Below are 12,025 nucleotides of genomic sequence, written 5' to 3'. Positions count from 1 at the left end.
ATTTTTGACACAATATAATTAACGAAAAGGGGAGAAGGAAGGGAAAAATATGGATACAGTAATGCTGTCGCGTATACAATTTGCGTCGACGACAATATTCCACTATTTCTTTGTACCGGTATCAATCGGACTAGCGCTCTTGATTGCGATCATGGAGACCATGTACGTTAGAAAAGGCAATGAAGAGTACAAAAGAATGGCACAGTTCTGGGGAAAGCTGTTTCTCATCAACTTTGCAGTAGGGGTAGTTACAGGTATTTTGCAGGAATTTCAGTTCGGGATGAACTGGTCTGATTATTCACGTTTTGTGGGTGATGTATTCGGGGCTCCACTTGCAGTCGAAGCATTGGCAGCTTTTTTTCTGGAGTCTACTTTTATTGGGATCTGGATATTCGGCTGGGACAAAGTGTCCAAAAGAGTGCACTTGTTATCCATCTGGCTGGTAGCATTCGGTACGATGTTATCCGCTTTCTGGATTCTAGCAGCGAACTCCTTTATGCAGCATCCTGTGGGATTTGAGATAAATAATGGACGGGCAGAAATGAATGATTTCTTCGCGCTCATTACGAACGGACAATTGCTGGTTGAATTCCCGCACACGGTTCTTGCTGCGTATGCAACAGGCGCCTTCCTCGTAACGGGTATTAGTGCATATAAGATATTGAAGAAACAAGATGTATCTTTCTTTAAGAAATCTTTTCAAATTGCAGCAATCGTAGGTATCATTTCTTCTATTGGTGTAGCCGTGGCAGGTCATGCGCAAGCACAGTATTTGGTTGAGACTCAACCTATGAAGATGGCGGCTTCTGAAGGACTGTGGGGTAAGAGTGGTGACCCAGCACCTTGGACCGTATGGGCTAACATTGATCCTGACAAGCAGGAAAGTTCTGGAGAATTTCAAATTCCGTATATGCTAAGCTTCCTTTCATACAGTAAATTTTCCGGTGAAGTTAAAGGTATGCTTGAGCTGCAAGCTGAGTATGAGCAAACCTATGGCCCCGGTGACTATATCCCGCCAGTACGTACGACATTCTGGAGTTTCCGGATCATGGTTCTAGCAGGAACGTTAATGATCGTAATGGGTATGTACGCAATGTATTTAATGTGGCGCAAAAAGATGGACCGTCCAAACACATGGTTTATGCGGTTTATGTTATGGGGAATATTGCTTCCTCCAATCGCGAATACAGCAGGTTGGGTCATGACCGAATTCGGGCGTCAGCCATGGACGGTATTCGGATTGATGACAACGGAAGACAGTGTGTCGCCTAACATTACTAGTGGTCAGGTTCTATTCTCTGTTATTTCTTTTACAGCGATTTACGCCATTCTCGGATTAGTTCTAATTGGTTTGTTTATGAAAGTGATTAAAAAAGGTCCTTATGCGATGGATAACGATCACGGGGATTCGCATGATCCATATAACGAGGAGGGCGCCCAATGATGTCTCTTAATGAATTGTGGTTTGTGCTCATTGCAGTTCTGTTTATAGGGTTCTTCTTCCTGGAGGGTTTCGATTTCGGCGTAGGGATGGAAACACAAATTCTCGCTAAGAATGATACTGAGCGCCGGATTCTGATTAACTCGATCGGACCCTTCTGGGATGGAAATGAGGTATGGCTAATCACAGCCGCGGGTGCAATGTTTGCAGCTTTCCCTGAGTGGTATGCAACATTATTTAGTGGATTTTACATTCCCTTTGTCTTTGCTTTATTAGCTTTGATTGCACGTGGTGTTGCTTTTGAATTTAGAGGTAAACGGGATTCCATAGCTTGGAAAAAAACTTGGGATGTGTGTATCTTTTTCGGCAGCTTCCTCCCACCGTTCCTCCTAGCTGTGGTGTTCGCCAGCTTTATCAAAGGTTTGCCGATTGATGGGGATATGCAAATGTACGCAAGTTTTACAGATATCGTAAATGTGTATACCGTAGTAGCTGGTGTGACTGTTGTCCTTCTTTGTTTGGTACATGGTCTCATGTTCACAACGTTGCGTACAGTGGGAGATCTACAGGCTCGCGCTCGAAAAATGGCGCAAAGATTGCTTTTGCCACTTGGGGCTTTATTGCTTGCTTTCGTGGTAATGACTTATTATATGACTGATATTTTCGAACAACGTGGTTTAGTTCTTATGATTATAGTAGCGCTGGGAATTATCGCGTTTATATTATCGGGTTATTTCATGACGAAGAAGAAGGATGGCTATGCTTTTGGTATGACAGGAGCGGTAATAGCATTGTCCGTAACTTCTATCTTTGTAGGATTGTTCCCACGTGTTATGATTAGTTCAATCGATCAAGCCTTTAATTTGACAATCACCAATGCGGCTTCGGGACATTACTCTTTAAAGGTAATGACGATTGTGGCACTGACCATCCTTCCATTCGTATTGGGATATCAAATTTGGAGTTACTTTGTCTTTCATAAACGCGTTCACGAGAAGGAGCATCTTGAATACTAATGGATAAAAATTTGCTTGGGTATAAAGGAGTTAAGCCGGTATTTCTGATCGTTGGCCTCCTTACCCTGGTGCAAAGCATGTCCATACTTCTGCTGGCCAAATGGCTGGCAGAAGTCATCTCTGCGCTATTTGCGGGAGAACCTCTGAAGGAACAATGGGCTACTTCGCTATTGTTCCTTCTTGCATTTCTAGTGCGCCATGCTTGCGCCATGCTGATGAGCCGTATCTCTTACCGCTTTGCGGAAGCAACGGGCAGCAACATGCGGAGGGAAATGATGGATAAGCTCTTCCAGCTTGGACCCAGAATGGTGGGCGGGCGTGGAACCGGGGATCTTGTCACACTTGTGCTGGAAGGTGTAACAAAGTTCCGCACATATTTAGAAGCGATTATCCCTAGAATGGTAGGGATGTCAATTACACCGATTTTGGTGCTTATTTATATCTACAAGATGGATACCACGAGTGGGATTATTCTTACGATCACCATGCCGATTATTATTGTTTTTATGATCTTGATCGGGATGACGGCTCGCAAGCAGATGGACCGTCAGCTAAAATCTTATCGCACCTTATCTAATCATTTCGTAGACTCCCTCCGTGGGCTAGAAACGCTGAAATTTCTGGGCCGCAGCCGTAGTCATAGCACGAGTATTGCCACCGTCAGCGATCGATATCGCTCGGCGACGATGCGTACACTGCGAGTAGCCTTTTTGTCTTCGTTCGCGCTGGACTTCTTTACGATGTTATCCGTTGCTTCCGTCGCGGTAAGTCTCGGCCTACGTCTGGTCAACGATCAGATGACACTGGTTACGGGCTTAACCATTCTGATCTTGGCACCGGAATATTTTTTGCCTGTACGATTGGTAGGTTCGGATTTCCATGCTACTCTCGATGGTAAGGAAGCCGCTGAGGCAATGAAAAGCATTATAGATCAGGATGAAGTGAAAGCTGAAGTAGTAGGTTCTAATGGTGACCAAGCATTGAAATCAGCATCGAAAACACCAGAAGAGATATTCACTTGGCATAAAAATAGCGTACTTAAATTAAATGATGTCAGTGTGAAATACGAGGAAGCTGGTCTTTCTTCGCTGGAAGCGGTGAACCTACAATTTAAAGGAGCAAGCAAAATTGGGATTATCGGAGAGAGTGGGGCCGGTAAATCTACGTTAGTGGATATACTAGGGGGCTTTTTGCACCCTACTTCAGGAAGTATCACAGTAAACGGTACAACGGTTAGCGCATTAACGGATGAGGCTTGGCGAAAGCAGACCTCGTATATCCCGCAGCGCCCTTATATTTTTAGTGGTACATTGGCTGATAATATTCGCTTCTATTACCCTGAAGCTTCTATGGAAGCTGTGGCTGCAGCTGTGAAAGCTACCGGATTATCAGAGCTGGCGGCAACCCTTCCGAATGGCTTGGATGAGATGATCGGCGGCGGAGGTCGTTCGTTCAGTGGCGGGCAGGAGCAGCGGGTTGCGCTGGCTCGAGCTTTACTCAGCAGTCGTCCGATTATGTTATTGGATGAGCCGACGGCACATCTGGATATTGAGACGGAATATGAGCTGAAGGAGACGATGGTGCCTCTTTTTGAAGGAAAGCTGGTCTTTCTGGCTACACATCGCCTGCACTGGATGCTTGATATGGACATTATTGTAGTAATGAAACAAGGAAAAGTGGCAGAAATCGGTACCCATCAGGAATTGCTTGCCCGTAAGGGTGCGTATTATGAGTTGATTGGGTCGCAATTGGAGGGAATCCATTGAAACGTGAAGGATGGTTTGCTCCGTATGTATCGTCGTATTTTTGGCGTTTTGTGCTTATTATCGTGCTTGGGGCGTTGACGATTTTTACAGCCTCATCATTAATGTATACTTCAGGATTTCTGATCTCAAAAGCGTCTACACCCGTCGAAAATATTCTAATGATTTATGTACCGATTGTAGGTGTGCGTACGTTCGGAACGAGTCGGGCTGTCATTCATTATGTAGAACGTTTAGTTGGGCATGACACGATTTTGCGAATTCTATCTAAGATGCGTGTGCGTCTGTACAATATTTTGGAACCACAGGCTTTGTTCCTGTCGTCACGCTTCCGCACTGGGGATATTCTCGGGATGCTTGCGGATGACATTGAATATTTGCAAAATGTATATCTGCGCACCGTTTTTCCAAGCATTATTGCTTTGCTGATTTATGGAGCAGCTGTGATTGCACTGGGTACTTTTGATATCGCCTTTGCGCTATTGATGGCTCTGTATATATTGGTGTTAGTAGTGGTGTTGCCGTTCTTATCTCTATTGTTCACACAGAAACGCCAACGTGAAGTGAAAGTAGAGCGTAATCGTCTCTATCAAAAGCTGACTGACGCCGTACTTGGTATGGGTGACTGGGTCATTAGTGGACGACAAAGCCAGTTCGTAGACACTTATGAAGCAGATGAGAGAAAAGTAGCCAAAACCGATGCAGCGCTGCGCAGCTGGGCACGTATTCGTACGTTCATTGGGCAAGCAGTAATTGGGATTGGCGTGCTTTCTATGCTGTATTGGGCCGCTGGAGAGTTTGCAGATGGTGCTATTGCGGGTACATTGATTGCGGCGTTCGTACTGGTTGTTTTTCCTGTAGCAGATGCCTTTCTGCCAGTGTCTGAAGCGGTGGAGAAAATCCCGCAGTACCGTAACTCTTTGGAGCGATTGTCTGGTGTAAATGGAACTGAGCAGAACATCGTGTCTGAAAAAGCAACTGTAGTCGATGCTCTACCTCAGGCCATGAAGAGTGCTCACATCAAGCTCGAAAATGTAGGTTACCACTATGGTTCAGAGGCTAACTGGTCGGTTCGCGATCTCAGCCTCGATATTCCACAAGGTAAAAAGATTGCGATCATCGGCCGAAGTGGTGCGGGTAAATCGACGTTATTAAAGGCTATTCAAGGTGTTATTGAACCTTCTGACGGCTCGGTTACGATTAATGGAATCGCTGCAGATGCCTATGGCGAGCATATTCCTTCTATTATAGCGGTGCTTAATCAGAGTCCACATTTATTCGATACTACAGTAGCTAACAATATTCGTATGGGTGATCCGAAGGCTTCCGAACAAGCGATTAAAGAAGCTGGCGCCTTAGCCAAAATGGATACGTTGATCTCCTCGTTGCCAGATGGATATGATACCTTTGTCCGTGAAGCAGGGCAACGATTCTCTGGTGGAGAGCGTCAGCGGATAGCATTAGCTCGTATTTTGCTGCAAAATACACCTGTTGTCATACTCGACGAACCGACTGTAGGGTTGGACCCGCGGACGGAACGTGATCTTTTGAAGACAATGTTCGAAGCCATGAAGGGTAAGTCACTAATTTGGGTAACGCATCATTTGGTCGGTGCGGAGCAGATGGATGAAGTGATTTTTATGGAAAATGGCTCGGTAGAAATGCGTGGAACCCATGCGGAGCTGATGAAAAAAGAACCACGTTACCGCAGATTATATGAGCTGGATCGTCCGGTGGAGTTTCTAGGGTAGGATGGAGAGTTTAAAATAATATTTATAGAAAATAGAGAGAGATAAGTGATGAGATTCCTTTTGCCCTTCGGGGTGAGAGGAATCTTTTTTTGGTGAAGGGCAAGAATATAGACAATGGATGAACAGATCACTGGAATGGATAGATAGGAGTTCCATTTTCGTGGGAAGTATGGTAGAACAATAGAAGGAGTATTAGGCCGTAGCGGCACAGAAAGGGATGCTTGGTTGAATGTATGTAGTATGTAAAGAACATGTAGAATTAGCTATTGATTTGTTTGTGGACGAGTATGAAGATGCACCAGATGTAGTGGATTTGAAGGAAACGGAATTCTCTGACTGGGACCCGCCGGCAAAGTGCACCCAATGTGAGAAGAACGCTGAATATTTGGTGGTCTAAAGGACCTTTAAGACTTATAAAAAAACACCTTGCAGTCCCGGAAATGGGCCGCAAGGTGTTTTTGCGTGGAATAATTATAGGTGCATTGGAGGATTAATTTTATGCATCTGCTGCATCTGCCATATTGGTCAGGGAGCTACCTCGGTTGTTCTTACGGTAGACAATGGCTGAGATGATGGCAAGCATTGCTGCAATAGAGAGTCCCCAGTAGATGTTTGAGTAAGCGGCCCGGAGAGGCAGCCCACGCTGCCATTCCAATGCACTTGCGGCCATAGCTACGCTGAAGGCGCCGCTAAAGAATTGCAGTAGCTGGAACAGTCCCATCCCGGAGCCGATTTGTGAGGAAGGCAGAATCCGTGAGATTTCATTGGATACACTACTGGACAATGTAGTGAAGGCAAGACTCATAATCATATAGATGAGCATGACGGCAATCCAGGATCGTCCCGCAAAAACAGCGAACAGGACAGTAGCAGTCAGCACAAGTAGTGGAGCGAAACGCAATATCCCCGCATTGCCATAACGGTCGATGATTCGTCCGACGGAACGGGAAACGAAGATTGCGAGCAGCGATCCCGGAAAGATCACAAGCCCGGCATGACTTGCGCTGAAGCCAAAGCGATGAGTCAAAATCTGCGGCAGCAGGAACAAGGTGGCGAAGCTGCACAGATAGGAGGCGATACCGACCACTGCCAGCACGAGATATGAGCGGTTACGGAATAGCGCGGGCATTACAAATGGGTCGGGCGTGCTGCGGATGCGGCCAACAAATAAAGCGATGGCAAGAAGTCCAGCTACCAAGGCCACCCACAGCCCACTAGTCAGGAATAGCAGCAGACCGGTGGTGCCGACGCCCAAGAGCAGCCCACCAAGCACATCGAAGGAGCCTCGGGTGGGCACCTCTTTAGGCAGTAGGATAAGGAACAACGGCACGAGAAGCAAAATAGCTGCCGTTACAGCGAACAACCAGATCCAGCCGAGATATTCGACGATGGCTCCGCCCGCGACCGGACCAAGGCCTAGGCCGAGTGAAACAGCTGACATAATCGTCGCCATCGCTTTGCCGCGACGAGCTTGCGGGACATAACGTGTAAACAGCACAAGAGATAAGGACATTACTGCGCCCGCGCCCGACGCCTGTAGAATGCGCACGATAAGCAGAAAGATAAAGTTGGTGCTGAAGAAGCCGGCTACAGCCGCAAAGCCCAGCGTCAACAGGCCTATCACCAGCAGGCGGCGGATCGGCAGAAAATCAGAGAGCCGGCTGTACGTGATTGAGGCAATCGAGAACATAATGGAATACCCGGTAACTATCCAAGAAGCAGATGCAGCTGTAATGCCGAAGGCTTCGGTTACATCAGGCAGTGCCAGATTGAACATGGCTGTATTCATGATGACGAGAACCACAGCGATGCTGAACAGCAGTGTCAGCAGGCCTTCCCGTGGAAGAGTCGCTTCCGGAGCGGAGGCTTCATGATCCGCATTCGCGGAAAGGTTATTTACAGAAGTCATGTGCGAAGCACTCCTTTTATTATTGTTTAATAGTTCGATTACTTACGAACAATTGAAATATAGCATGCGTTGATATAAAATGCAATTAGGATCACCAATATTTTTTTCGCATTAAAAGTAGGACAAAGGGGATAATCATCCATGAAAATACTATTTCATCCGGACCGCAAGGACATTCAGCTTGCTTCCGTATTGTATGCGCTCAGCGATCCGATTCGCCTCCATATCGTATCGGATATTCATAGAAATGGAGAACAGGCTTGCAACGGCTTCAACGTTCCGATCGCCAAATCCACCATGTCTCACCATGCCCGTACGCTGCGCGAGTCAGGGGTTGTGTTTACGCGGGTGCAAGGAACCCAGCGCATACTATCGCTGCGGACGGAGGATCTTAATGTACGATTCCCAGGTTTGCTGGATTCTATATTGAGTGCTTACGAAGCTGGGGAAAAACCGGATTTTGCAATGGAGCAGCGGGAGGAGAGTAAGTAGGGGATGGATTGTCTGAAGAATAGGACATTTAAGGAATGCGAAAGACTAGGAAGGTACTTACTAAAACTACAAGGGACGCCCAGTGCGCGTCCTTTTGCTATTTCAATAGAGGACTATAACAGGAGGCACTTATGCTTATTCAAATTATTGGCGTAGGAAAATTGAAGGAAAAGTACTTGATCAATGGCATCGCGGAGTATGCTAAACGGCTGACACCGTACCTGAAATTTCAGGTGATTGAGGTGGCAGATGAAAAAGCACCCGACTCTCTAAGCGAAGCAGAGGTCGGTATTGTTAAGGCGCGCGAGGGGGAACGCATCCTCGCGCACATTAAGAGTGAGGCGCATGTCATTGCGCTCGCGATTGACGGCAAGCTGTGGAGCTCGGAAGAGCTTGCCGCAGAAATTGACCGGCTCGGCACCTACGGGACGAGCCATGTCGTGTTCGTCATCGGAGGGAGCCATGGGCTCTCCGACGAGGTCATGCGCCGCGCGCAGCAGCGCATGAGCTTCGGGCGCATGACGCTGCCCCATCAGCTCATGCGCCTGGTGCTGGTGGAGCAGATTTATCGCGCGGTGAAGATAAATCGGGGGGAACCGTATCATAAGTAGGACGAAAAATTGTAAATTGGTTGGATATGGTAAAAATACAACCTTTGAAATCAAAGTCTAGCAACTGAAGTGCCTCAGCTTGCCTGGAGCCCCTGGCGAATCTAGAAAAACATGTTGAGATGGGTGATGTATCGACACTTGACCATATTCACACACTATCTTACCCCACATTTTAACAAGCCACACAAAGGAGAATGCCCATCGTAGGTGTTCTCTTTTTCATTACGCATGATATTCTATTGCCTCTCTTGCTACTTGCTGTACATAGGCTTTACACGAGCCGATAGATTTGGTAATACGCCGCGCGTCAAAGTATCAATAAGCTCGATCACTACATCATGCTGTCCAACGCCAACGGTGACGGCTTCCTTAATCGATTCTTTGAAAGCTGCTCTCTGTCACTATGGCTCAACCGCTTCTGTGTTCGCTTTACATTCTAACTCACATGCATCTGTTCCATATTATCTTCACCAGCGTTTTTGAAATTGTATGGGTCTATTGGCATGCCCAATCAATTCATGTCCTCCATCTGCCAGTATGCTTCACCTAGGCCAATTAAATCATAGTAAGCCCGCGTCACATCCTCCATGCGCTGGGTCATAGCATCATGCTGCTCCATCGGGATAAACTCAAGGATAGCTATGGTGATGGCCCGTTCGTCGCGCGCTAATCTCCTCCAGCAGTTCCATGTTACGGAGAACGTATCGCAAGTAACTACAAAATTTTTTTTATTTATGGGTCATAAGGAGGAAAAAATGACTGAATTATTAGCTCCAGCAGGAAATATGGAAGCTTTAAAAGCTGCAATATCTAATGGTTGTGATGCAATATACTTAGGAATGCAAAAATTTGGTGCACGCGCATACTCATCTAATTTTGATTTAGAATCGTTAAAAGAAGCTGTTACGTATGCGCACCTGAGGGACGTTAAAATCTATGTTGCAATGAATACTATCGTTTTCGAAAACGAAGTTGAAGAGATGAAGGAGCAGATACACGAATTAAATGAAATCGGTGTTGATGGCATTATCGTTCAGGACCTGACTGCTTTCGATTATATCGTTAAAAACTTTCTTGATATGGAAGCACATTGTTCAACTCAAATGGGAATAGACGATTTAGACGGAACTTTATTATTTAAAGAACTTGGTGCTAAAAGAGTTGTTCTGTCCCGTGAGGTTGAGATTGAAAAAGTAAAAGAGATCAAAAAAATAGCTGAAATACCTTTAGAAATTTTCGTTCACGGTGCTTTATGTGTATCTTATTCGGGAAACTGTCTAATGTCAGGATTACTCGGCTATCGATGCGCAAATCGCGGAAGATGTGTTGGTTCATGCCGTAAGGAGTATGAACTAATGGATAAGACAACAGATACATCTTTAGGGAAAAACTATATTCTATCTACTAAGGACTTAAACACAATCGATTACATCCATGATTTAAAAGAAATCGATTCTTTAAAAATAGAGGGTAGGATGAAAGCGCCTACGTATGTTGCTAATGTTGTATCAAAATATCGCATGGCCTTAGATAATAAAATAACCGAAGAAGATAAAGAAAATCTGAAAAAAACATTCAATAGGACATTTACTAAAGGATATTTGTTTCACGAAGATAGGAGAAATATTACAAACATCTCAAGACCTAATAACTTTGGTTATCCAATTGGAACAATCAGCAAGATTGATAAAGATAGGTATGAAATAACACTTACACGTACTTTAAATCAAAACGATACCATCCGAATAAGTCACAACAATGAAGATGTTAATTTAACTGTTGTAAAACTGTACGATAAAGATGGCGAATTAATCAACAAAGCAGATGATGTCTGCTATATCAAAATCAAAGAAAAGGTGTCTAAGGGAGATTTAGTATATAAAACGAAGGATTATTTCTATAGCAAAGAATTAGAATCATCACTGGAAAAAGAATTTAAGCGGTTTAACCTCGATATTAGAGTATATGCATGTCCAGATTCAAAGCTTTTCATAGATGCGGAGGGCTTAGGCTTTAATTATTCATATGAAAGCGAGGAAATACTAGGCGAAGCCATTAATAATCCAACAACAAAAGACCAGGTAATAAAGCAATTTTCAAGATTAAATGATACTATATTCGAACTTAATCATGTGGATTTTGAGGAATGCAATGCATTTATTCCAGCTAAACTGTTAAATGCAGCAAGAAGAGATATTGTACTGGGCTTATATGACTTAAAGCTTAACAGCCAAAAGAAAAGAACCAAGGCTTTGAAAGCAAAAGAAAAAATAAGCTTTGCCTCTGAAAAACCATACCTTACGGCCTCTGTAACGACTAAGGAGCAGTACGATGCTTGCGTGAGCTGTGGAATTAAGGAAATCTATTTTAAAAACGTTGTTAGAAGAAATCAGAATGATTATAAGGAAAAAGAAGGGCAGCTACTGATCGGAGGATATGGTGGAATTTATCACTACAGAGAAACTAATCCGTTTGTTACGGACTATTCTCTAAATGTTGTTAATGCTACTAGTTGCTATGAATTATATAAATTAGGTGCAAAACGAGTCACTTTATCTTATGAATTGAATAAGAGCCAAATTGAAGATTTAATGAATGCCTATTATGAAGAAAATGACGGTTATCCTGCACTGGAAATGATTGTATATGGTAAGGTTCCTTTGATGTTTACAAAATATTGTCCGATGAAAAAAATGAATCAATGCAGAATTTGCAAAACGAAGAGCTATGAGTTAAAAGATGAGCACGGAACGTTCCCTATAATTTCCCATAATGATTGTACAACGACTCTCCTTAATGGGAAGACGCTTAATCTTTTAGATGAGCTACAAAACATCAAAGGAATCGAGGCGCTCAGATTAAACTTCACAGTTGAATCAAAAGAGCAGGTTGTGAAAGTCATTAATATGGCGTCAGGTAAATTAAATGGCTCAATGAATAATGCTGTCTTTAATCAGGAAACAGACACAAGAGGACATTTTAATAAAGAGATTGTGTAGGTAGCCAAAGGGATGGTTCTGGCGATATGATGGCGGGAGCGAA

Annotated in this window: 9 protein-coding genes; 8 read left to right on the top strand and 1 reads right to left on the bottom strand. The window is 44.4% G+C overall.

What is annotated here, in order from left to right; translation table 11 throughout:
* Nucleotides 1-49: 49 nt before the first annotated feature.
* From NYE25_RS20820 to NYE25_RS20800, 5 genes are all read left to right on the top strand, one after another.
* Nucleotides 50-1,444, top strand: a complete 1,395-nt coding sequence (locus NYE25_RS20820) for a cytochrome ubiquinol oxidase subunit I (RefSeq protein ID WP_339799565.1) — start codon at nucleotides 50-52, stop codon at nucleotides 1,442-1,444.
* Complete coding sequence (gene cydB, locus NYE25_RS20815; protein ID WP_341146776.1) at nucleotides 1,441-2,457, top strand: cytochrome d ubiquinol oxidase subunit II; 1,017 nt, start codon at nucleotides 1,441-1,443, stop codon at nucleotides 2,455-2,457. The genes NYE25_RS20820 and cydB overlap by 4 nt, the downstream gene beginning before the upstream one ends.
* Nucleotides 2,457-4,223: a thiol reductant ABC exporter subunit CydD gene (gene cydD, locus NYE25_RS20810; RefSeq protein ID WP_341146775.1), complete on the top strand. Its 1,767-nt coding sequence runs from the start codon at nucleotides 2,457-2,459 to the stop codon at nucleotides 4,221-4,223. Before cydB ends, cydD begins: the two co-directional genes overlap by 1 nt.
* The gene (cydC, locus tag NYE25_RS20805; protein WP_042193022.1) at nucleotides 4,220-5,971 is read left to right on the top strand and encodes a thiol reductant ABC exporter subunit CydC; all 1,752 of its coding nucleotides are present in this window, start codon (nucleotides 4,220-4,222) and stop codon (nucleotides 5,969-5,971) included. The genes cydD and cydC overlap by 4 nt, the downstream gene beginning before the upstream one ends.
* A gap of 229 nt (nucleotides 5,972-6,200) precedes the next feature.
* Nucleotides 6,201-6,368 carry a CxxH/CxxC protein gene (locus NYE25_RS20800; RefSeq protein WP_076120603.1) on the top strand — a complete coding sequence of 56 codons (168 nt, stop codon included), beginning with the start codon at nucleotides 6,201-6,203 and terminating at the stop codon, nucleotides 6,366-6,368.
* Between the two features lie 99 nt (nucleotides 6,369-6,467).
* On the opposite strand, the gene NYE25_RS20795 is transcribed toward NYE25_RS20800, so the two are convergent.
* Nucleotides 6,468-7,880: an MFS transporter gene (locus NYE25_RS20795; protein ID WP_341146774.1), complete on the bottom strand. Its 1,413-nt coding sequence runs from the start codon at nucleotides 7,878-7,880 to the stop codon at nucleotides 6,468-6,470.
* 141 nt (nucleotides 7,881-8,021) lie between these two features.
* Here NYE25_RS20795 and NYE25_RS20790 point away from each other — a divergent pair, with 141 nt between their 5' ends.
* From NYE25_RS20790 to NYE25_RS20780, 3 genes are all read left to right on the top strand, one after another.
* Nucleotides 8,022-8,372 carry an ArsR/SmtB family transcription factor gene (locus NYE25_RS20790; protein ID WP_341146773.1) on the top strand — a complete coding sequence of 117 codons (351 nt, stop codon included), beginning with the start codon at nucleotides 8,022-8,024 and terminating at the stop codon, nucleotides 8,370-8,372.
* Nucleotides 8,373-8,503: 131 nt separating this feature from the next.
* Nucleotides 8,504-8,983 carry a 23S rRNA (pseudouridine(1915)-N(3))-methyltransferase RlmH gene (gene rlmH, locus NYE25_RS20785; RefSeq protein ID WP_042131690.1) on the top strand — a complete coding sequence of 160 codons (480 nt, stop codon included), beginning with the start codon at nucleotides 8,504-8,506 and terminating at the stop codon, nucleotides 8,981-8,983.
* Between the two features lie 755 nt (nucleotides 8,984-9,738).
* Nucleotides 9,739-11,982 carry a U32 family peptidase gene (locus NYE25_RS20780; RefSeq protein ID WP_341146772.1) on the top strand — a complete coding sequence of 748 codons (2,244 nt, stop codon included), beginning with the start codon at nucleotides 9,739-9,741 and terminating at the stop codon, nucleotides 11,980-11,982.
* Nucleotides 11,983-12,025: the final 43 nt, after the last annotated feature.

Origin of the sequence: Paenibacillus sp. FSL E2-8871 (assembly GCF_038000345.1) — a bacterium.
Taxonomy (GTDB): domain Bacteria; phylum Bacillota; class Bacilli; order Paenibacillales; family Paenibacillaceae; genus Paenibacillus_AQ.
Note: the sequence above shows the minus strand (reverse complement) of the source record. Positions and strands in the feature narration are given on the sequence as shown.